Annotated in this window: 22 protein-coding genes and 1 pseudogene; all 23 read right to left on the reverse strand. The window is 32.5% G+C overall.

The window, feature by feature from the left end; translation table 11 throughout:
- Positions 1-71: 71 nt before the first annotated feature.
- Positions 72-2,129, reverse strand: a complete 2,058-nt coding sequence (gene fusA / locus GKG00_RS01130) for an elongation factor G (RefSeq protein ID WP_154253827.1) — start codon at positions 2,127-2,129, stop codon at positions 72-74.
- Positions 2,130-2,588: 459 nt separating this feature from the next.
- Positions 2,589-2,831: an AraC family ligand binding domain-containing protein gene (locus GKG00_RS01135; protein ID WP_154253828.1), complete on the reverse strand. Its 243-nt coding sequence runs from the start codon at positions 2,829-2,831 to the stop codon at positions 2,589-2,591.
- A 113-nt stretch (positions 2,832-2,944) separates the two neighbouring features.
- On the reverse strand, positions 2,945-3,517 hold the full coding sequence (locus tag GKG00_RS01140) for a uracil-DNA glycosylase family protein (protein WP_154253830.1): 573 nt from the start codon (positions 3,515-3,517) through the stop codon (positions 2,945-2,947).
- Between the two features lie 138 nt (positions 3,518-3,655).
- Positions 3,656-4,034: pseudogene (locus tag GKG00_RS01145) on the reverse strand (MobA/MobL family protein); the annotation flags it as partial.
- Between the two features lie 15 nt (positions 4,035-4,049).
- Positions 4,050-4,583, reverse strand: coding sequence for a helix-turn-helix transcriptional regulator (locus tag GKG00_RS01150; protein ID WP_154253832.1), 534 nt, complete (start codon positions 4,581-4,583; stop codon positions 4,050-4,052).
- A gap of 493 nt (positions 4,584-5,076) precedes the next feature.
- Entirely contained in the window at positions 5,077-6,363 is a 1,287-nt protein-coding gene (locus GKG00_RS01155; RefSeq protein ID WP_241673629.1) for a DUF2254 domain-containing protein, read from the reverse strand.
- Between the two features lie 716 nt (positions 6,364-7,079).
- Entirely contained in the window at positions 7,080-7,265 is a 186-nt protein-coding gene (locus GKG00_RS01160) for a DUF4926 domain-containing protein (protein WP_154253833.1), read from the reverse strand.
- Positions 7,265-7,597, reverse strand: a complete 333-nt coding sequence (locus GKG00_RS01165) for an RNA helicase (RefSeq protein WP_102164262.1) — start codon at positions 7,595-7,597, stop codon at positions 7,265-7,267. The genes GKG00_RS01160 and GKG00_RS01165 overlap by 1 nt, the downstream gene beginning before the upstream one ends.
- 78 nt (positions 7,598-7,675) lie before the next feature.
- The gene (locus GKG00_RS01175; protein ID WP_154253835.1) at positions 7,676-8,248 is read right to left on the reverse strand and encodes a DUF2812 domain-containing protein; all 573 of its coding nucleotides are present in this window, start codon (positions 8,246-8,248) and stop codon (positions 7,676-7,678) included.
- Entirely contained in the window at positions 8,241-8,579 is a 339-nt protein-coding gene (locus GKG00_RS01180; RefSeq protein WP_102164260.1) for a helix-turn-helix transcriptional regulator, read from the reverse strand. Before GKG00_RS01180 ends, GKG00_RS01175 begins: the two co-directional genes overlap by 8 nt.
- Positions 8,580-8,833: 254 nt before the next feature.
- Positions 8,834-10,366, reverse strand: a complete 1,533-nt coding sequence (guaA, locus tag GKG00_RS01185; protein ID WP_154253836.1) for a glutamine-hydrolyzing GMP synthase — start codon at positions 10,364-10,366, stop codon at positions 8,834-8,836.
- An 8-nt stretch (positions 10,367-10,374) separates the two neighbouring features.
- A complete protein-coding gene (locus tag GKG00_RS01190) occupies positions 10,375-11,970 on the reverse strand; it encodes an ATP-binding cassette domain-containing protein (RefSeq protein ID WP_154253837.1) in 1,596 nt (531 codons plus the stop codon).
- Between the two features lie 135 nt (positions 11,971-12,105).
- The gene (locus GKG00_RS01195; RefSeq protein ID WP_154253839.1) at positions 12,106-13,221 is read right to left on the reverse strand and encodes a uroporphyrinogen decarboxylase family protein; all 1,116 of its coding nucleotides are present in this window, start codon (positions 13,219-13,221) and stop codon (positions 12,106-12,108) included.
- Positions 13,222-13,279: 58 nt separating this feature from the next.
- Positions 13,280-14,305, reverse strand: a complete 1,026-nt coding sequence (gene purM, locus GKG00_RS01200) for a phosphoribosylformylglycinamidine cyclo-ligase (RefSeq protein WP_094208221.1) — start codon at positions 14,303-14,305, stop codon at positions 13,280-13,282.
- Positions 14,305-14,778 carry a 5-(carboxyamino)imidazole ribonucleotide mutase gene (gene purE / locus GKG00_RS01205; protein WP_094205267.1) on the reverse strand — a complete coding sequence of 158 codons (474 nt, stop codon included), beginning with the start codon at positions 14,776-14,778 and terminating at the stop codon, positions 14,305-14,307. The genes purM and purE overlap by 1 nt, the downstream gene beginning before the upstream one ends.
- A 9-nt stretch (positions 14,779-14,787) precedes the next feature.
- Positions 14,788-16,239 (reverse strand): IMP dehydrogenase, encoded by a 1,452-nt coding sequence (guaB, locus tag GKG00_RS01210; protein ID WP_094210186.1) that lies wholly within the window; start codon positions 16,237-16,239, stop codon positions 14,788-14,790.
- Between the two features lie 187 nt (positions 16,240-16,426).
- Positions 16,427-17,380 (reverse strand): hexose kinase, encoded by a 954-nt coding sequence (locus GKG00_RS01215; RefSeq protein WP_154253841.1) that lies wholly within the window; start codon positions 17,378-17,380, stop codon positions 16,427-16,429.
- Positions 17,381-17,450: 70 nt separating this feature from the next.
- On the reverse strand, positions 17,451-18,995 hold the full coding sequence (locus tag GKG00_RS01220; protein WP_154253843.1) for an FAD-dependent protein: 1,545 nt from the start codon (positions 18,993-18,995) through the stop codon (positions 17,451-17,453).
- A gap of 295 nt (positions 18,996-19,290) precedes the next feature.
- Positions 19,291-19,731: a C-GCAxxG-C-C family protein gene (locus GKG00_RS01225; protein WP_094204092.1), complete on the reverse strand. Its 441-nt coding sequence runs from the start codon at positions 19,729-19,731 to the stop codon at positions 19,291-19,293.
- Entirely contained in the window at positions 19,724-20,644 is a 921-nt protein-coding gene (arsS, locus tag GKG00_RS01230; protein WP_154253845.1) for an arsenosugar biosynthesis radical SAM (seleno)protein ArsS, read from the reverse strand. Before arsS ends, GKG00_RS01225 begins: the two co-directional genes overlap by 8 nt.
- Entirely contained in the window at positions 20,641-21,588 is a 948-nt protein-coding gene (locus tag GKG00_RS01235) for a (Fe-S)-binding protein (protein ID WP_154253847.1), read from the reverse strand. The genes arsS and GKG00_RS01235 overlap by 4 nt, the downstream gene beginning before the upstream one ends.
- Positions 21,563-22,225, reverse strand: a complete 663-nt coding sequence (locus tag GKG00_RS01240; protein ID WP_154253849.1) for a TIGR04283 family arsenosugar biosynthesis glycosyltransferase — start codon at positions 22,223-22,225, stop codon at positions 21,563-21,565. The genes GKG00_RS01235 and GKG00_RS01240 overlap by 26 nt, the downstream gene beginning before the upstream one ends.
- A complete protein-coding gene (locus GKG00_RS01245; protein ID WP_154253851.1) occupies positions 22,197-23,678 on the reverse strand; it encodes a TIGR04282 family arsenosugar biosynthesis glycosyltransferase in 1,482 nt (493 codons plus the stop codon). Before GKG00_RS01245 ends, GKG00_RS01240 begins: the two co-directional genes overlap by 29 nt.
- Positions 23,679-23,697 lie beyond the last annotated feature (19 nt).

Below are 23,697 nucleotides of genomic sequence, written 5' to 3' on the forward strand. Positions count from 1 at the left end.
TTAACATATACGTCAGCAAGCTTTTTGTCACGAAAAAATGCCCCTATCAAACGATAAGGGCATCTCTAATTTTATTGTTCTTTAATTATTTCTTCTGTAACATTAGAAGGAACTTCTTCATATCTCACAAATTCCATTTCAAATTCTCCCCTTGCTTGAGTCATTGATCTCAAATCTATTGAATATTCGAATAATTCTTTGTGAGGAGCTTCTGCGATTACTACTTGGTTACCGTCTTCGTCAGATTCCATTCCCAAAATTTTACCACGGCGTTTGTTCATATCTCCCATTACATCTCCCATGTATTCTTCAGGGATTTTGATTGTAACTTTCATAATAGGTTCTAATAAAATTGGTTTCGCTTCTTCAATTCCTTTTTTAAATGCGATTTGGGCTGCGATCTTGAATGCCATTTCATTTGAATCTACAGGGTGATATTTTCCATCGTAAAGAATCGCTTTGACGCCAACTACAGGATATCCTGCCAAAGGTCCCTTTTCCAAAGATTCTTCCAAGCCTTTTTCAACTGCTGGGAAGAAATTCTTAGGAACAGCTCCACCGAATACTTCTTCTTCAAATACGAAGTTTTCTTCAGAATCTGTCAATGGTTCAAATCTAATAAATACATCCGCAAATTGTCCAGCACCACCAGATTGTTTCTTGTGTTTTCCTTCGACATCTGATTTGGATTTGATAGTTTCACGATATGCAATTCTCAATGGAACAACTTCCGTTTCTACTTGGTATTCATCTTTTAATCTGTCCATCATTACTTGAAGTTGAACATTGCCTCGTCCACCGATTAATAATTGCTTAGTTTCATTATTTCTTTCAGATACAAATGACAAATCTTCGGTTTGCAATTTGTTTAATGCACTTGAAATCTTATCGTCATCTGATTTTGATTTTGGTTGAATTGCAAAGAATAATGTTGCAGGTTTTAATTTCAAACGTTTGTAAACAGTTGGATCATTCTTATCAGAAATAGTATCCCCTGTTTCTGTTTCAACTAATTTGCTAATCGCACCGATATCTCCTGCGTGAACTTCATCAGTCTTGATTTGTTCCTTACCACGCAAGAAGAACAAATCACCAATTTTTTCTTCAACTTCCTTGCTTGAATTATATATTAAAGTATCTTTGGTTATTTTACCTGATATAACCTTGAAAATCGAAATCTTTCCAACAAAAGGATCCACAATTGTCTTAAATACAACTGCACTCATTGGTTCGTCAACAGAAAACTTACGTTGTTTATCATCTGCATGTCTGAATCCGTATTTTGCTCTTTCATCGTCAGGTGTTGGCATGTATTTTTCGATAATTTCTAATAAAACATCAACACCTACTCCTGTAAGCGCACTTCCTGCAATAAGTGGTACACAACTACCTTCAAGTAGTGCTGATACCAAAGCTTTTTTGAATTCTTCGTGAGTAAATTCTTCTCCGTTGAAATATTTTTCCATCAAATCATCGTCTGTTTGAGCGACAACTTCACAAATTTCATCGAATACGACATTAACTTCATCCACTCTATCTTCTGGAATAGGAACTTCCTTAAATTCGAAACCATTGTATTCATATGCTTTCTTGTCGATAACATCAATAACTCCCTTAAAGTCTTCGCCTTCACCAAGAGTCAAAGTAAATGGAATGATATTATTACCAAATTTAACGTGCAAATCACTAACACATTTGTTGAAATTAGCATTTTCTTTTTCCATTTTATTTACGAAAATAATTCTTGGAAGATCTATTGATTGAGTGTAACGAAGAACTTTTTCTGTTCCTACTTCTATACCATTAACAGCATCAATAACAATAAGCGCCGCTTCAGATGCTCTTAGTGATTGATAAACTTCTCTTTCGAAATCAAAATAGCCCGGAGTGTCTATGAAATTGATTTTTATGTCGTTATGTTCGATTGGAATAACAGAGCTGGATATAGAAATACCCCTCTTCATTTCTTGCTTAGAATAGTCAGAAACTGTGTTTTTGTCCTCAACTTTTCCTACTCTGTTAATCACATTGGTTAAGTATAGGCATGCTTCAGTGAGTTGAGTTTTTCCACTTCCACTATGCCCAACCAAGCTAAGATTTCTGATTTTGTTTGTTGGATAAGATTTCATAATTGTGCCTCCTATTATTTATAAGAAAACATTTGCATTTTTATTGCATAGTTTAATACGCAATTTGATAAGTAAATTTGTCAAACAATATTTATAATATCGTTTGCAAAATGACCGCAACGTTTCTCTTATATTATTAAAATATATATACCCAAAAATTAAAATTCCTAACAACCTAAAAAATATTATAGAAAAATTCCTACTTACATATTTATATTTTTTAAAATGAGATTTTATTTTGCTTGAAGCTAAATCTAACATCTTATATCTACATAAGATAATCTTAAAGCACGATATCTTTCTAAAATAAGATAATTATTCTTATAAAACATAAAACCTCTGTATTTTCAATAAAACTAAGTTTTTTTATATATGATGCCTCAAATTTTAGCTTAAATATGTAAAAATTAAAGGCAGGTTGATAAAATAACCACCTGCCTATCTTAGCTAAATATATTCTTAAATTTTTACTTTGATAACCATCAAATCGCTATCCTCAAGAGCCCCAAGAGCATGGATTTCATTAGGATCCATTGTGATTATATCACCTGGGATTATTATCTGATTTCCGTTCTGTCCCTTAAAATCTACCTTGCCCTTATAAATTACAACTACTACACTTTTATCTGACTTGTGACTTGGTATTTCATCGCCCTTTTTGATTTGTAGGTGGGTTATTTGTAAATTATCCTCATCCACCAAATGCTCAAATTTGCCGTCTAAAATATTCGCACTTATTTTTTTTCATATTTTCTCTCCTTGTTAATGACCATTACCATAAAAAATGGTATACAATAAATTTTTACAAACACAATTTATCTCAGCTTTTTTACAATTTTCTTTAACTCAGGCAAGACCTCCTCTCTAAAAAAAGGATTTTTTGCTATCCATCTGTTGTTTAGAGGACTTGGGTGGGCTATTGGGAAATATTCTGGTAAAAATTCTTTGTAAGATTTTACTGTTTCGGTTAAATTTTTCTTAAATTTATCCTTCAAATAAAATTTTTGAGCATAGGCTCCTATCAAAATGGTTAACTTTATATCCTTCAATTCATCTAATAATAGTGGATGGTATTCTTTTGCAATAAAAGATCTAGGAGCCTTGTCGCCCGATTTCCCCTTTCCAGGATAATAAAAATCCATTGGAATTATAGAAAAATCTTCACTATGGAGGACGTCTTCGGATATACCCAACCATTTGACAAGATTTTCCCCACTCTTATCATTAAATAAAATACCAGTTTCTTCAACCCTTTCCCCAGGAGCTTGCCCAATTATCAAAAATTTTGATTTTGGATTTAGCTGGAATATTGGGTTAATTCCTCTATTTGTGTAGATTTCATTTCTGCTATCTTCTCTTAATTTTTTAATAATGAGTTTTTCTTTCATAATTTTGCCATCACCTTCATTAGAATTAGAACCTTACCAAGCTTTATGGCAAGTAACAATTTTCGTAAAAAATCTATTCTTAGCATAGTAAAACTTTCAACCTACATAAGATTATTACCCATTTTTGTCTTGACTCTAATCATGAATTGCATAATCTACTATCATTCCTTGTGATGTTAAATTTTCTTTTATAAATTTTTCAACTAGGTTTTTGTTTTCACTTAAAGATAATTTTTTGGGTAGTCCTATTATTAATTGTCTTTTTAATTGTGCATTAGAATTTTTTTCTGCCATTTCTACTTTGTTCCATAAGGTCGACCTATCATTAAATTCTTTTGGTATATGATCAGGTAATATTATATTTTTTACTAATACTTTTTTTCCTTGTATAGTCGTAGGTTACTCTGTCCCATTCATTTTTTATTTTTTCTCCACTTATATATGCCGTACTTGCTACTGCGCTTTTTCCTTTTTCTCTTGATATTATGTTTACTGAAAAATGAAAACTATCTGCCATTTTTTCTGAAATATGCTAATTACACGACACAAACATTGCTTTTAATTTCTTATTAAAAATATAAGCACAAATTGTGCAAATCACAAGAATTAGTGGTGCAACTCTGACAAATCCCCATTCGAAACTTTGCAATATGAATTTCATTACTGCTGTATTTGAATCTGTCGTGTCCCATTGTAAATAGCTACTTTTCATGAAAAACAACACTAAGAATACAAAAACAATTAAAACATCAACTACGATAAAGATATTTCTGTAAATCGTAATTTTCTTTTGTTTATTTTCGAAAAATTGCAGATTAATTTCTTCGAGTTTCTCCGATATTTTATCTAATTCTGTTTGTTGTGTTTCTTCTATATTTTCACCTAATAGAACACTTACAGATGTGTGTAAGATTTCCGATAAATTTATCAAAGAATCCGAATCAGGAACGGACAATCCTCTCTCCCATTTCGATACTGTTTGTCTGACAACGTGCATTTTATTTGCTAATTCTTCTTGTGACAATCCATTTTGTTTTCTTAGTGATTTAATATTTTCATTCAACATTTTTATCCCTTCTTTCTATGCCACAATGATACAATAATTCCTGCCGTTGCTACAAGAAACTAAAACTAACATAACATAATTCTATGATTTTCAGCATTAATCACTAAGTTAATATAACTTGCGTATTCGTGATATAAATGATAAATAATTATTAGTTTCAAAATATTGTATCATAAATATTCACCGCGACTATTTTAATGAGTTTATTTCATTCCTAGTACAATATTTTTCCCACGTAAAAAGGACAAGCCTATGCTTATCCTTTAATCAATAATTCTTCTTTTCCGAACGTCCGATGTATACCAAACCATTCAAAATACTAGATTTTATTTTTTAGAGTATCACTAAATCCATCTAATTATAGGCTGTTTTCAGATTTTCAGTCCCAATCCCTTAGAAATATAATTTGTAGATCTATAATTATTAAATCTATCATGTAGATTTTTTAGTTTGGAATCATTTTCTATTTTTTTAAAAACATTGTCTCATTTTCCTATAAGCTTACGTGCTCTTCCATTTTGTTTTTTATTCTTTTAAAAATATCCAAATGAATTTCGTGAGTAAAATTTTCTATTAAAATTTCATAACTATCATCAAAAAATTCTTTTATGCTTTTTTTAGCATCTATATCTGCCATTGTATATATTATAAAAATTCCTTCTAAAATCGCTTTTGTAACCAAAGGATCACCTGCTGAATAGGAAATTATCTGGCTGAAACCAAGATATAGTTCATCCTCCACAGAATAACTTTGATAAATTATTTTTACATCTTCGTCCTCTTTCATGATTATAAAATGATTGCCTGCAGATAATAGTTTCCCTAGCAATGATGACATTTTATTTATACAAATTATTGCAGTATTTGGATCATTTGTGCCAGGACTTAGCGCCATATTCGCAATTTCGGTTAAGTTTACAATTCCACGGTGATAATCTTCTTCTCTATTATTGTAAGCATTTATTATAAACAATGGACTTAATTTTTCTTTTAATTCTTTTTTTTCATCATCATCTAACTCGCATTGGAATATATTTAATTCTCCTAAGGTTTCGCCTTTGGTTGTGTATTCACCAATTCTCTTGTTTATAGCAAGTTCTGCTTTTATGCCATTAAGCTCTTTAAAAATCTCATCTGCTTTTATTTCAAATAAATAACCTGAACTCTCAGCTACAATTGATAACTTTGTAGATTCGTCATCTACTTCATAATGCTTAGCTTTTTTTCTTAGTTCTACCTCTTTATCAATAAGTTTCTCGCAGTCATTAAAAATATATTCTATAACATTTGATACCTTTATATTATCAAGAACCTGTCTTGAGAAAGCGATAAAACTTAGCATCGCAATTATGGAATAAGCAATTCCAAGACTTCCAGCGACAACATGTTGGTCTGGAGCAATATCTTGCAATAATAGGATACTGATTACCGAGTAGAAAAAACCACTTACAAATATACCATATAAACCAAGAACTCCGGTCCTATCTATGAAACTCTGAAGCATCCTAGGTGATATGCTACTGCTATATTTATTAAGTACAGTGACAATAATTGTAAAACAAAAAGTACTTATAGTCAGAAATATTCCAGATATATTAGAAAGGAAATCTACCGAAACTTCAACCGACAGCAATAGTTGTTTGGGAATATAAGATTTAATTGCAATATATTGATAATCAAAAATCCAGGTAACTAAAAGAAGCGACACTGTTAAAATTAAAAATCTTGACATCCTTAAAAAATTCTTATGATTAAAAAACCACAATTTAATTTTAGACAATATACTCAATCCTCCTGTTTAAATATTGTAATTATTAAACTATATTATCATATACTTGATTCTTGTACAATATGAATTTATATATTTATATCCTTGTCATTGAAAATTCACTGGCGATTTTCTCGTTTATTTCCCCAATCTATCATCAATCAATCTATAAAAGAAACTACTCAAGTACGCCGCAATGAGGTGCTTTCGAGACAAGCCTAGTTCACCATTTAAAATGCTACAACAATTTGCGGAAATAAATGGATGGATTAGACGCCGATGAGGAGCCTCGCAGTCGAGTCGTACAATTAGTACGTCGAGGTTGTGAGGCGACTAAACAAGTTTAATACGCCATTTAGACCGCAAATTTATTCCCACTCTTCTTTTCCAAACGTCCGATATATCCCAAACCATTCAGAATACTATATTCTATTTTTTAGAGTATCACTAAATCTACCTAATTATAGGATGTTTTCAAATTTTTAGTCTCGTCCCAGTACCGGAATTAAATTTAAATACAGAAATGTAAATCTTGAGCTGTATCGTAATATTACGTATTTATTGAAAAACTAGATTTACATAGTTCTCTTGATGAATTTACCCTATCCTTTTCAATTTAACGATAGAAGACATGGTACTTAACAAAAGTAATTTATTCAAATGGATATAATAATAGAGCTTGTATGATTTATTCCTCACAAGCTCTATTCACAAAAATTTAAATTATATTAGAATGAATTTATTAGTTCTAATTTTTTTAAAGGAGTCATGAATACATCTATTGTATCTCCATCTTTATCAAAAAATTCAACTTCACAATTTTTATCATTATAAAGTAAAACAATCGTTCCCTTTGTTCCTTTAATTATTTCTTTGTAATCCTCTTTCAATCTTACTTCATCTAATTCTTTCATTATAAATTTTTAACCCTCTCAGTCTCTCTATCATCAATTTCAAAAGAGCCATCATTTAATTCGTCAAGTCTTTTAATAAGTTTCTCAAGCAGGTCAAGCATTTTGTATTTATCTTTTTTCTCTTTTTCCTTATCAAAATACACAGGTTCATCATTGTAATTGATTTTATAGTATGATGAATATAAATTCGAAATTTCATTATTTAGTTTTTGGATATATTCGTCATCGTCAACAACATCTATTCCTGTAACTAATTCTTTCTTTTTTGTATCATATATATCCTTCCAAAGTGGACCAGATATAAAATCTAACATTATTATTAATTTTTTCATTATCTTGAACCTCCTCCTGGATAAACTGATACTATAAATCCATTTGTTCCTACTCCTGTAATTACAATATATTCTCCTTTACTTTTCTTTAATTGAGTACAATTTATATAAGCCATGACTTGCTAATATAAATAAAAATGTTCCTAAAATTATTGATTTATAATCAATTATTTTAAATAAACCTAAGACCATCAAAAGAACAGAGGTAGTGATAAGATAATAATATGGTGCTTTTCTCCTATTAATATCTAAATTCTTACTCTCCCTATCTGAAAAAACTGGAATTTCTTTATTTCCATCTGATTCAATTAACAAGATTTCCTTATTAATCATACCAGGATAAGTCGCTATCATACCTTTAGGTGAGTTATAAGGTCTTAATTTCACGTTGCCTAAACTAAACTTTCCAATATTAAGTGGAGCAGTAAAAACTTTAAAATTCATTTCCTTTAAAAAATCAGAGTATTTTTTTCTTTCTGTATTACTCATATATCCGACATACTGTACTGAATATTTGTGATCTGAATTAGTTTTTTCAAATTCATGTAAAATTGATCCACTTTTTACGAGACGATACCCTTCACTTGCAATTTGATTAATGTATTTTTCTCTGCCTTCTATTGGATTCATAAAAACTCTTATTTTATTCATAATTTCCCTCCTTCTTTAATTTCTTTTCCCCCTCTAAGACTAAAGTTCTCATCCTATCAATCTCTAATAAGACTAATTTTTTTCCAATGTCAGTTGCTATATAGACTTTTTTTCCACTCTCCTTATCTTTATCAACTAACTTGATCCAGCCTTTTTTGCTAAGATTGTTTATCGCACCATACAGTGTACCTGGCCCTAAAACAATTCTTCCTCCTGTTATTTCTTCGACTTCTTGTGAAACTTTATAGCCATAGTTTTCTTCTAGCATTGTTAGTAAAACTAGAAACATCGTTTCCGTCAAAGGAATATTTTTCTCTAAATCATCACCCATTATCAACACCCCCGTATCTGATTATCTAAAGTATATCACCAAACTTACTACGTATCAAGTAGTATGTATAACGTAATTATTATTTTTAAAAAGACCGTAGCTTCAAACTACGGTCTAATTTTTTGCCCAAATGCAAACCACTTGGAAGAATTATTCAGTTTATTCTTTTTTACAAATGTTCCCATTTTAATCCCAGTTACAGTTTTTGATTCTCTGTAACCGTTGATTTTAAAAAGCTTTTAATTTTTTTGCGACTATTCCCATTCAATTGTTGCTGGGGGTTTACTTGTTATATCGTAAACTATTCTATTGATGTGGTCTACTTCGTTGATTATTCTTACTGAAGTTTTATCTAATACTTCGTATGGGATTCTCGCCCAATCGGCTGTCATGAAGTCTGTTGTTGTTACAGCTCTTAGTGCCAATGTGTAATCGTAAGTTCTGAAATCTCCCATTACCCCAACCGTTCTATTGTTAGTGATTACTGCGAAGTATTGGTTGATGTCTTTGTCGATTCCTGCTTTTGCGACTTCGTCTCTGAATATATAGTCTGCTTCACGCAACACTTCTAATTTTTCTTCAGTGATTTCTCCCATTACTCTGATTCCTAGTCCTGGTCCTGGGAATGGTTGACGATATACCAAATATTCTGGCATTTCTAATTCTAATCCCAATCTTCTAACTTCGTCTTTGAATAAATCACGAAGTGGTTCGATTAAATCTTTGAAATCAACTACATCTGGAAGTCCTCCAACGTTGTGGTGAGATTTGATAACGGATGCATCGCCTTGTCCAGATTCTATTACATCTGGATAGATTGTTCCCTGTGCTAGGAAATCTACAGATCCGATTTTCTTAGCTTCATCTTCAAATACTCTGATGAATTCTTCTCCGATGATTTTTCTCTTTTGTTCTGGATCTGATACACCTTTTAATTTATCTAGGAATCTGTCTTTTGCATCTACTCTTACAAAGTTCAATTCGTCATTTTTGAATGCGGCTTCAACTTCGTCGCCTTCATTTTTTCTCATCAAACCATGGTCAACGAATACACATGTCAAATTTTTGCCGATAGCTTTTGATAAAAGTGATGCACATACAGAACTGTCTACCCCACCTGATAATGCCAACAAAACTTTTTTGTCGCCTACAGTTTTTCTGATTTTTTGGATTTGTTCTTCCAAGAAGTTTTCCATTGTCCAATCTCCGTCTGCTTTACAGATTTCATAAAGGAAGTTTTTGATAAGTATTTTACCTTCAACTGTATGATTAACTTCTGGGTGATATTGAACAGCGTAGATTTTCTTGTCTTCATTTGCAATTGCTGCTACTGGGCAAGAATCCGTTATTTGAATGATGTCAAATCCTTCTGGTTTTTCTGATACGAAATCAGTGTGACTCATCCACACGATGCTTTCGTCGCTCATATCTTTTAAGATAGAACTTTGATTTGCAATTTTGGCATTAGTTTTACCAAATTCACGATTTTTTGCCTTTTCAACAACTCCACCAAAATCTTTGGAGATAAGTTGCATTCCGTAGCACATTCCCAAAATAGGAATATTTAATTCAAAAATTTCTTTGTCGATTTGTGGAGAATTTTCTTCGTAAACACTGTTTGGTCCACCTGTAAAGATTATCCCGATTGGTTGTTTTTCTTTGATAACATCCAATGCTTTTTTGTAAGGAACAACTTCGCAGTACACGTTCAAATCTCTAACACGGCGAGCGATTAGTTGATTATATTGTCCTCCAAAATCTACTACAATAACTAATTGATGTTTCATTTCTACTCCTAATTATTAGTTAAATATTTTTCTATATAGTCTTCGTAATTCATTGATACGTCACGATAAGTTCCGTCATCAAATATTTCAATAATTCTATTTGCAACAGAAGATACAAATTGGTGATCGAGTGATGTGAACAAAATGTTTGATTTGAATGTAATCAAACCGTTATTTACAGCTTCGATACTTTCCAAATCCAAATGGTTTGTAGGTTGGTCGAACACCAAGACATTGGCTGGTGTTACCATCATTTTGGAAAACATCATTCTGACTTTTTCGCCCCCGCTAAGAACGTTGGCTTTCTTCAAAGCTTCATCACCTGAAAAAAGCATCTTTCCCAAAAATCCTCTGATGTGAATTTCAGATTTTTCTTCGCTGAATTGTCTCAACCAATCAATCAAATTCAAATCGCAATCTTCGAAGAACCTAGTATTATCTTTTGGAAAATACGTGTGAGTTATAGTTTGTCCCCATTTGTATTCTCCTGTATAATCATCATCGTTTCCGTTGATTATTTCGAAGAATTTCGTGATTGCAATTTCGTTTCCGATGAATCCAATCTTATCTCCTTTGTTTACTCTGAAGCTCAAATTATCGATAAGCTTGTTGCCATTTTGTTCTACAGTCAAGTTTTCTACATTTAGAATTTCATTACCAACTTCTCTTGAAAGTTCAAATCCAACGAATGGATAACGTCTACTAGATGGTTTAATGTCATCTAATGTGATTTTATCTAAAAGTTTCTTCCTACTTGTAGCTTGTTTTGATTTTGATTTATTGGCAGAAAATCTTTGAATGAAATCTTGAAGTTCTTTGATTTTGTCTTCTTTTTTCTTGTTTTGTTCTTTTTGCATTCGAAGTGCAAGTTGGCTTGATTCATACCAGAAATCGTAGTTACCAACAAACATATTAATCTTTCCGTAGTCGACATCGACCATATGAGTACACACTTCATTTAAGAAATATCTATCGTGAGATACTATAATTACAATTCCTGGAAAATCCATCAGAAAGTCTTCAAGCCACAATATTGCCTTCAAATCCAAACCATTTGTAGGTTCGTCTAGTAGCAATATTCCTGGATTTCCGAACAAAGCTTGTGCCAATAAAACTTTTACCTTGTCAGATTCTTTCAAATCTTTCATCAACATAAAATGTTGTTGTGTCGTTATTCCCAAACCTTGCAGCAAAGATGAACTTTCCGCTTCTGCTTCATATCCTCCAAGTTCTTGGAATTCTGCTTCTAATTCCGCTGCTCTCATTCCATCTTCATCGCTGAAATCTGGCTTCATGTATATAGCATCTTTTTCTTTTTGGATATCGTAAAGCTTTTTGTTTCCCATCAAAACTGTATCCATTACGCTGTTTTCTTCAAAAGCGTAGTGATCTTGGTTAAGTTTTGATAATCTTGTGTTCTTATCTATCGTGACATTGCCTTTTGTAGGCTCTTTTTCTCCGGATAAAATTTTGAGGAATGTAGATTTCCCAGCACCATTCGCACCAATAACTCCGTAACAGTTACCTGGATTAAAAATTAGGTTAACATCCTCAAATAATTTTTTATCGGGGAATATGACACTTAAATTGTTAACTGTTAACATCTAAATCCCTCCAATACTCACATATTATACCATAAAAGTATTATCAAGTCTTGATATCACAATATTTGGATACATTTTTCAATTCAAAAACAACCATTTAATTTTGAAAAATAAATGGTTGTTGATTTTATAAATTTATATATTGGTCAATCCTTTTGGCAAATTTCCAATTGAAGCATCTTTTCCAAATTCACACACAGCTCTGATGTAGCTTTCAATGTTTTCAATTGGAGTGTTATCACAAACAGTACATCCTGCATTTAGAATGTATCCTTTTGGACTGTCTGACGCCTTTTGCAAAAGTGTTTTGACTTCGTTTCTCACAGTCTCTGGATTCGAATTCAATAGTATATCCATAGGCGCAATATTTCCTTCGATTATCATATTGTCGCCCAAACTATTTTTCAATTCTCCGATATCTTCGATATTGTCCACAGAAAATCTTGAAAAACTACTGTCCCTGAAATTTTCCCACACTTTATCTGTTTTGCCGCAGATATGAACCATAGGCTTAATTCCAGTGATTTCGTACACACTATCTGATAATTTTTCCATGTAAGGTTGAGTGAATTCATCGTATTGTTTCCTACTGATGACATTCAACGAAGAAACTGGATCAGCAATTTTGAAAAAACATCCACCTACTTCTTCTGTAAAAATCTTTACAAATTCTATAGTATAATCTGTGCACATTTCCAACAGTTTTTTGATTTCTTCCTTATTTTTTCGAGTATCACGAAGAAGTTTTTCCACAGGTCTAACTCCTGATGCTGTCGTAAGAGGTCCTGTCACAGCACCAAATATGGTGATTCCTCTCATTGCTTCTTTTGTTTTTTTAGCTTTTTCAATAAAATTTACCACAGTTTCGCTAGATTTTATATCGATATTTTCCATTTTAGAAAAATCTTTGTAATCATCAAGCGCATACACCGATGTCAATGAATCTCCTTTTTCAGTCATCTTGGTTTCACTTCCCAAAATACTTCCAATTCCTTTTTGATCCATTCCTATATACATGTAATCAATTCCATACAACGATTTTTTCAAATGAACCATATCAGTGTACAACCCAAAATCATTTAAAATATCTTTCTTGGAATATCCGGAATTTATAGCCAGTGGAGTCTCCACATCAAAAAGATCGAAAGGATTTACATCCACGACATTTCCTTCCAAGTATGATTGTAACCTGGAAGTATAAGTCATATTCAAAAGACCTTCATCAACAAATGAAATAAATTTTTTCGACATATTCTCCCTCACTTTTTTGACCCAGAATTATTTTTGAAAATTTTGATTAATTCCTACATTAGTCTAGATTAATCGCAACTTTTGTTTCTGTTTGTTTGCAAACTCCGCATTTTTTTGCTTTTGGATCTATTTTTTGTAATATTTCAAGAGATTTATCCACATCTTTTGCATCTACTACAACTACCATTCCAATTCCCATATTAAATGTGGAGAACATTTCTTTTGTTTCGACATTTCCCCATTCTTGAATAGCTTTGAACACAGGATCAATCTCTGATTCTTTTAAGTCAAATTCTATTCCTATATTTTCAGGCAACATTCTAGGCACGTTTTCGTACAATCCACCACCTGTGATGTGAGCAATTCCTTTGATTTGAACTTCTTTTAATAAAGCTGAGATTTCTTTTTCGTAAATTCTCGTAGGAACCAAAAGTCTTTCTCCAACTGTAGTATCTTCAAATTTGTCGGATAATTTCACATTTGCCATATCCAATGCTGCTCTTACAAGTGAAAATCCATTGCTGTGAACTCCGCTTGAAGATAGAGATATTGCAACGTCTCCTTCCTTAATGCTACTTCCGTCAATTATTTTTTCGCGGTCTACGATTCCAACTGCAAATCCCGCCAAATCATAATCATTTTCTTTGTATAACCCTGGCATTTCGGCAGTTTCTCCACCAATTAATGCACATTCTGATTGAGTGCAACCTTCCGCTACACCACGAACCAAATCCGCCATTTTTTCTGGTTTTAAACTTCCTGTAGCGATGTAATCCAAGAAAAACAATGGTTTTGCCCCTTGACACAAAACATCATTAACACACATTGCAACCAAATCAATACCAACTGTATCGTGTTTGTCTAGTTCCATGGCTAATTTGATTTTTGTTCCAACGCCATCAGTTCCACTAACCAATACAGGTTCTTTCATATCGGAGATTTCTGGTTTAAATAAACCAGCAAATCCACCGATACCTGTTAGAACTTCTTTTCCATGAGTTTTCTTTACGATTTCTTTTATGATTTGAACTTCTTCGTAGCCTTTTTCTTTATCTACACCAGAATCTTTGTAAGTTAATCCCATTATATTTCTTCTAACTCCCTGTCAGAATCAATGACACCTTGTTTCATTTCTTCTTTGTAATCTTTTAATTTTTGAGCTAGTTTTTCGTCAGACAAAGCAATCATTTGAGCTGCTAAGATAGCTGCATTTTCTCCACCATCGATTGCTACAGTTGCAACTGGAACTCCTTTAGGCATTTGAACTATTGAATACAAAGCATCCATTCCAGCAAGTGCAGATCCTTTTACAGGAATTCCTATAACTGGTTTTGTTGTCATTCCTGCTGTTACTCCACCTAAGTGTGCTGCTTTGCCAGCGATTGTGATGTAAACTTTGCAGTCGTCTTTTTCAACAGTTTCTTTTAAAACATCCAATGCTCTGTGTGCTGAAATAACTGATACTTCATAAGATAGATCAAATTTTTTCAACATTTTAGTAACTTTTTTTGCAACTTCAATATCTGAACTGCTTCCCATTATTAATCTAATATCCATTGTTTGCTCCTATTTTTTTGTATAGTTTGGAGATTCTCTAGTAATTGTAATATCATGTGGATGATTTTCTACAAGTGTTGCTGGAGAAATCTTCACGAATTTTGATTTTTCTTTTAATTCAACTAAGTCTTTACTTCCTACATAACCCATACCTGAACGAAGTCCACCAACTAATTGATAAACAACTTCTGCAACAGATCCTTTGTAAGCAACTCTACCTTCTACTCCTTCTGGAACGTATTTTTTAGTGTTATTTTGGAAATATCTGTCTCCACTTCCAGCTTTCATAGCTCCAAGCGAACCCATTCCTCTGTATTCTTTGTATTGTCTACCTTCTAATACAACTAATTCTCCAGGACTTTCTTCAGTACCAGCGAACAAGCTACCTGCCATGATAACAGATGCACCTGCTGCTAATGCTTTTGTAATATCTCCTGAGTATTTAATACCACCATCGGCGATGATTGGAATACCGTGTTTATCAGCTTCTTTCGCACATTCGATTATAGCTGTCATTTGAGGAACACCTATACCTGTTACAACTCTTGTCGTACAAATAGATCCAGGTCCGATACCAACTTTAACACAATCTGCCCCAGCTTCTATCAAATCCCTTGTAGCATCTGCTGTTGCAACATTACCTGCGATAATTTGAAGATCTGGGAAAGCTTCTTTTAATTTTCTGACAGCATTCAAAACTCCTCTTGAATGACCGTGAGCTGTATCAATAGTTACGACATCAACTTTTGCATCTACTAAAGCTTGACATCTTTCAATCATATCATTAGTGATACCAACAGCTGCACCAACTAATAATCTTCCTTGTGAATCTCTTGCTGAATTTGGATATTGGATTGTTTTTTCAACATCTTTTGTAGTGATAAGACCTTTTAATTTGAAGTTTTCATCTACAATTGGAAGTTTTTCAATCTTAGCATTCATCATTTTTTCCAAGGCTTCATCCATTGATATGTTTTCGTGACCTGTTATTAAATTGTCCTTAGTCATAACATCTCCAATTGGAAGTTGTTCGTCCTTTACGAATCTAACATCTCTGTTAGTTAGGATTCCGACCAAAGTCATTTCATCATTAACTATAGGTACACCGCTAATTCTGTAATGACTCATCAATTTCAAAGCATCAACGATTTTGTCATCTGCAGATAAGTAAAAAGGATCAGTAATTATTCCATTTTCTGAACGTTTAACTCTATCTACTTCTCTTGCTTGTTCTTCAATAGTCATGTTCTTGTGAATAATTCCGATCCCGCCTTGTCTCGCCATAGCGATAGCCATTTTTGACTCAGTTACAGTGTCCATTCCTGCTGACATCATAGGAATGTTCAATTCAATTTTTTTAGTTAATCTTGTTTTCAAGATAGTTTCATTAGGTAACACTTCTGATGGACCTGGTACTAGAAGTACGTCATCAAATGTTAATCCTTCGCCGATAAATTGCATAATACCCTCCTCATAAAATAAATAAAAACTTTGTTAAAAATTTTTAATGTTGAGAATAAATTTACCATACAAATGATCACAAGTCAAGCAAATTTATTCCTTTTATTTTCTTTACAGCTATTATATCAGAAATACAAATTTTTGAGCAAGAAAAAAGCACCAAAAAAACTTTTGATGCGTAAATCTTCTATAATAATTCAACATTTATTTGTTCTGCTACTTCGTTTATTTTATCTGCGTCCAATTTTTCAACTTCTGAAACTCTGGCATTTAATACGCCAAGAGATAAAGCCTTCAAAACAGTTTCCATTACGCCTTCTCCCTCATCCAAGAATTTCGCGAGGCCTGCCACAGTAGCATCTCCACTTCCGACAGTTCTTTGTATTTTATATTGAGGAACAGAAATCCTGTACAAATTATCTTTGTATTTTAAAATCGCTCCGTATTTTCCATTGGTAACCAAAACTATTTCAATATCATCTAACAACTCGTTTTCAAAGATGTTCTTCAAATACTCAGAATCTTTTTTTATGAAATCTTCTGAAGAAATATCTTCTGTTAAACCAATGATTTCCTTAAATTCGTAGAAATTAGGCTTGATAGCAAATGGTTTATAATTATTTTTCAAAACTTTTTTAGTCACTTGTCCATTTGTATCCAAAATAATCTTGCTATTAGCTTTTAGAATATCCATAGTTTCTTCGACAAAATCTTCGGATAAACCGTTCATCAAACTTCCACTGATTACTGCTATATTGTAATTTTTTCCGATTTCTTTTATAAGTGACATAAAAGTTCTTTCAAATCTAGAATCAATTTTGTTAGTTTTTTCAAAGATTTCAAATTGCTTATCGCCATGAATCACTCTAATACAGTTTCTTGTGTCGACATTTGTAAAAATAAAATCGTGCTTGATATTCACATCGTCCAACTTGTCGATTACATAATCTCCATTACTTCCTCCGATAAAGCCTGTAACCATGAAATCTGCTCTCAACAAATCCAAAACTTTGGACACATTTATCCCTTTGCCTCCAGGCGTTTTATACGCATCATCAACTACATTTACTCCATTAGTATCCAGCTCATCCATTTCGTAAATCACATCAATAGCAGGATTTGCAGTTATACAAAGTATCATTTTATTCCCCTCTTCAAATTAATTAAAAATTTATCTTTAATAAATATACCCAATAATTTAGCTTTTTAAATTATTTGGATAATTTGGATGTAAGAATAACTTCAGCAGCCTTCAATCCATCAATAGCACTTGACACGATTCCTCCAGAATATCCACTACCTTCGCCAATCACATACAAATTATCAACATTTTCGCTTCTTAACAAATCATCTCGATCCATTCTCACTGCACACGATGTTCTCGTTTCAACTCCTGTGAGTATAGCATCATCCATTGAAAATCCGTGAAGCTTGTTGTCCATCATTTTAATCGCAGTTTTAATGTAATTTGTAACATGCTCTGGGTAAATATCATTCAAATTGCTCAAAACATATCCCGGTTTTACAGTCGGTTCAACTTCTCCGATTTTTTCAGATTTTTTATCATCCATAAAATCTTTTACCAATTGAACTGGTGCATTGTAATTGGATCCTCCCAATTCAAAAGCCTTGCGTTCGATTTCTTGTTGAAATCTAATCCCATCTAACAAATTATGTCCGTAAGTATTCTCATCTATACCGCACACAATCGCACTATTTGCGTTCTTGCCGTCTCTTTTGTGAAAACTCATACCATTGACGCACAATTCATTTTCTTCACTAGAAGCATTGATTACATATCCGCCTGGACACATACAGAAAGTGTACACTCCTCTTTTGTTTTCTTCAGAATAAGAAAGCTGATAAGTCGCACTTGGAAGATCTCTATCGCATTTATATTGTGCAAAATCAATCATTTTTTGTGGATGCTCAATTCTAAAACCAACCGCAAAAGGTTTGTTCGTCATTTTAATTTTGTCGGCTAACATCATCACAGTATCTCTTGAACTATTGCCAAGAGCCAAAACGTAACAGTCAGATTGAAATTTTCTATTATGCGATTTTATTCCCACACATTTTTCTTTTTCAATTTCCAAATTGTCGATTAATGTATCGAATTCAAATTCGCAACCCATTTTTATAAGGTCATTTCTCATATTCACGATTACTTTTTGTAATTCATCAGTTCCGATGTGTGGCTTGGAGTCGTACATGATTTCACTTGGAGCGCCGTAGTCAACAAATGTCTTCAAAACTTCCCTGACTCTTTTGTCTTTGGAACGTGCAGTTAATTTGCCGTCAGAAAAAGTTCCAGCTCCTCCTTCACCAAATTGCACGTTACTGTTTGTGTTTAGCTTACCAGTATCCAGGAATTTGTTGATATCTTCAACTCTTTTGGATACTTGGCTTCCTCGTTCAATAACTTTCACCTTAGTTCCATTTTTCGCTAATAAATACGCACAAAACAATCCCGCAGGACCACTTCCAACAACTGTGACGCTTTTCGAATTATCGACATCTTCTAGGTTAAAATCTTCTTCATGATATCTTTCGCAATTTTTGATTGATTTTATTTTTTTATCAGACAAATCAACATCAACGATAACTTGGTAGTTGAACAGAATTCCCCTCCTAGCATCAATTGATTTTCTGTAGATTTCATAATTGAAGTTTTTCATTCCAATCATTTTAGAGATTTTTTTCTTCAATTCGTTTTCGTCGTCATTTTTTAATTTTATATTTCTAATAATAATCATAATTTTCTCTCTTTCATTTGTTACTTGTATTATATCATTATTTAAATAGAAATATTGATTGGCAAAACATAACGATTTTTAAAAATCTAATGCTCGAATATCTAGACTACAAAAATTGTAGATTTCTAAATCTCAAAATCCTAAAATCGCAAACTCGCTATCGCTCAAACAGTGCGATTTTAGCCGGATTTTTCCGATTTGAAATCAAGCCAATTTTTTCCGTATGATATTCTTAGCATTAGGATTTTTAAATCCACACTCAAAAAGCTGCCTACCGAAGTAGACAGCTCTCATTTTATTTTTCTTCAAACATTTCCTCTAATATATCTATTGCATCGTTCACAGCTTGTGGACATTTTCTTTGCATCGTGTTTTCTTGTTCGATTTTTTCAAGATTTTCTGCTATATTATCTCCCAATATTTCTTCACAAATTATCGTAGATTGTTTTTCTTTGAATTTGGTATCGAATTCGAACATTTTTTTTACTAATTCAACTTTCTTTTCGCCTTCATTCGGCTTTGAATGTCCGTATTTGATTCCTAAAACCATGTAGGCACCAGTTACTGCTCCACAAGTCATTCCTTTGTACATTCCACCTGTAAATGGTGATGCGATTTTTGTAACAAGTTCCTTGTCCACTCCCAAATCATCTGCGAAATATCTCAAAACTACTTGCGCACAATCTATGCCTTCTGTAAATTGTTGCCAAATTTCTTCGTTAGTTAATTTACTCATCCAATGCACCTCCACAACTTGATCCACTACCTGCAGTACATCCGTAGCAGTAATCTTTCCACACAATTTCTCTGGACAAATCCTTCACATCGATTAAATCTTTGATGTTTGTGTAGTCTTTCATTGGGACTTTTTCTGCTAAGTGGAAGTCGCAATCGTGAAGATTTCCCAAACTATCTACAGAAATTTGGAATCTGCACATTATATTTTCACAAGTTTCTTCATTGTAATTATCTTCCAACAATTTCATGTAATCTTCGTATTCGCCTTTTTCAATTAAAAAATCTTTGAAATATCCAATAGGCATATTTGTAATAGTGAACAAATTATTAAACACAACATCCTTCTTTTTCAATTCGCGTTCATAATCTGATTGAAGATTGGATTGTTCTGGTGGCAAGAATCCACCAAGTGGATTATAAACTAAATCCAATTCTTTTTCAGTTCCATAGCCAATTTCGTTAAGCTTCTTCAAGTTAGCTATGACTTTGTCGTATACGCCATCTCCTCTTTGGCTATCTACATTGTCTTGTGTGTAGCAGGGAAGAGATACGACAATTTTGATTTTTTCTTTATCAAATAAATCCATTAATTCTTTGTTTTTTTCGATATCTGTTGCGTTTGTTCTAATAATAAGTTCTTCTACTCTTTTCAAACATTCTTTTATAAACCACACAATTTCTGGATGTGTTGTTGGTTCTCCCCCTGTAATATCCACAGTTTTCATCTTGTGGTTATCCAAAAACTTCAAGCAATCTTCCATAGTTTCCTTGGACATTTCTAAGTTTTCGCTGTTTTTCATAACGTGGCAGTGTTTACAACGCAAATTACATTTTTCAGTAATGTTTAATTGTAGTGTTGTGATATCTCCAGTTTTCTTAAATTTTTCTGGAATTCTGTCTTCGAATCTCATTTTCTCCCCCTAAATTTTCCTTTTAATGCATTTTTGAAAAAGCTTGGATCGCATTTTTCATCTATACCAACCATTGTACTTACAAAATGGTGCACTTCATTATTTGCCACAAACTTGGATGAACAAGTCGCACAATAAGTATACATTTTTTCATTTTTAATGGAGTTTTGCATTTGTGTTGCGATGTCTTTTTCGCTTTTGCCTGCAATTCCACCTGCTCCACAGCAGTTTGTGCTTATGTATTTATTGTTGAATCCTTTAATATGTCTCTTGATTTCTTCAAATATTATATGATTGTATCTGTCAGAACATGGGAAGAACACATTTACTTCCTCGTCGATGTCTTGAATCATATTTCTTTCTTCAAGCCATTTAAAAATCGTGATGACTTCTACCGACAAATTTTTGTAGAATTTGTGGAAACAGTTTGGACACACGCACACAATTCTTTCCACTTGTTTGTCTTTGAGTTCTTTTTCCAATCTTTCCATGTAATTATTTTCAAATCCCGTATAATCACTTGGAAGATTGCAACAATCTATTGAATAATCAAATCCTTCTTTGTTGAACAATTCCATTAAATACTTTGTAGTATCCGGATAAAATGCTGGAAAATTACATCCCAGATACAACAAATCTTTTGTTTTTCTATCGGATTTGTTTTTGAAGAAATAATTTTCTTTTTGTTTTTTAACTGATTCGAACTTTGGATTTGCTTTTCTGTGAATAAGTGAAATCTTTTTTCCATCCAAATCAACTGGACACACTGCCTCACATTTTTGACACAAGAAACAAGAAAAAGCCAAGTCTTGTCTGTCTGCAAAATCTTTTAAATTAATCTTGTATTTAGTCAAAAACGGACAACATTTTGTGCATTTACCACAATCAATACACTTATCTTTTACTTCTTGTAAGTAATCATTTGTACTTTTGTTTGATATCATCTACGCTTTCCCCCTTGCGATACATATGTTGACATTTCTGCATCATCCACATAGTTCTAAAAGGCCCATTTTTCTGAAATCTACGCGATGAAGAATATATCTTCATTTTTGAAAGAAAAATTTTGTATCCTTTTTCCTTTACTCTAATCGAAAAATCGTAATCTTCCATTAAATCAATATTTTTGAATCCACCCATCTCATCGTAAAACGCTCTCGTGAAAAACATTCCCTGATCTCCGAATGCGATGTTTCTGTGTCTGACACGATTACTAGAATTAAATGCGACAATCTTCATTATGAACTGTTTTGGAACAAACGAAATACTGAAACAACCCATTTTATAATTTTGTAAAATTGATTTGATTTCTTCTTTTGGATTTTCTTTGAAGAAAGTATCCGCGTGAAGAATCAGAATTATTTTCCCTGTTGATTTTGCAATTCCATTTATAATTTGATTGCCACGACCCTTGATGCTTCTAATTGGATTATATCCTCTGTCTCTGATTTTTTCAAACGTGTCGTCATCTCCACTTACGCTGAAAACCACCTCAAACTCATCATCAAAAACATCCAGGTGGTCGATAAACCTATCGATTTTGTCAGATTCATTATACACTGGCACTATTACTGAAATCATTCGCTTTTATAAACTCCCATATATTATCTAAAAATTCATCCGACAAATACGCTTTTATCTTCTCAAAAGTAAATCCATTATCCCTGTTTTCATCAACATATTGAGTGTATGCCATTGAGCACCAAGTTATTCCTCTGAGACATGTGAACAACAAATATTTTACGAATTTTTTTCTATCAACTTTTGTTTTTGATAATTTGTCGTATTCATCTAAGAAATCATCCATTATGTCGTTGTCAAAAATTACATCCGTTTTCCAAAAAGTCGTAGTCGGTGCCAAAAAGTGCGCCAAATCTTGTTCACGCTCTCCTATAATTGGCTTTTCCCAGTCTATAACGTAAGATTTTTCATCAATTATAAAATTTTTATTGTTGAGTTCAGTGTTGATAAGACATGGATTTTCAAGTGTAGAATCAAGTCCTAAATTTTTGATGTATTTTAGCATATTTGAAATCTTTTCTTCAGTTGCATTGTTTTTCTTATCCCATTTTTGATAATGAGAAAACATCTGTGTAAATTCGTCGAACATCATATTAAAAGGACTGCCTGCTTTTATAAAATCTTGTCCAATAACATCTAATGAGTGGATTTGTGAAAGCAAATATGCTGCGATTTTTAAATCAGTATGATAATCCAAATCCCTTCCTATTAAATATTCTTCCGTAAGATAAGAAATCCCTGATAATTTATCCTTTTTCAAATCGTAAACCTTGGCAGTTACATTTGATTTTTCTAAAAACTTGAGCGCATTATACTCGTATTCAATTTGATTATCCAAATGCATTTGTGATCCACGCGCAATTCTTATCAAATAATCATCATCAATCAAATAATTCGAATTGTACTCTCCTTTACCAAGTAATTTCACATTTTCAGATTGGGATATGTATCTTACAAAATCAATATCTGTGTCAATATCGTGGGTTTCTTTCAATTTATAATACGACAAATTATTTTTAATTAAACTATTTTCCAAATCGTTTTCTACGTTTGGATTAGAATATTTTTTGTTTTCAAACAACACGTCGTGCGCTTTTTTCATTCCAATCAGACTATAACCGCCGTCTTCAGTTGGACTGAATACTACATCGTTATTTTCTAATTTATCAAAAGCTTCTTCGAAAATCTCACCATCAAAATCAATTATATCTGAGCCAATTAAAACCACCTTGGAATAGCCAAGTGACAAAACTTCTTTTATAGAATTGTTCATTCTCTCACCAATATCATTTCCTATTTGTCTGATACATTCATAAGGAGAATTTTTCGTGTAATCGTCAAATAATTCATCTGGAGTTAGAGACAAAAAAACTTTGTAGTTTTTGATAGCATTTAAGTTTTTTTCTATCAAATTATTACTCATCATTATCCTTTGTTCTTCAGATAAAATTGTAGATAATCTTGTTTTAGAATTTTTATTTGGAATTTTAGTCATTAAAATTACTGCGTTCATTCAATCTCCTGTAAAAAAA

Origin of the sequence: Finegoldia sp. BIOML-A1 (genome assembly GCF_009678325.1) — a bacterium.
Taxonomy (GTDB): Bacteria; Bacillota; Clostridia; order Tissierellales; family Peptoniphilaceae; genus Finegoldia; species Finegoldia magna.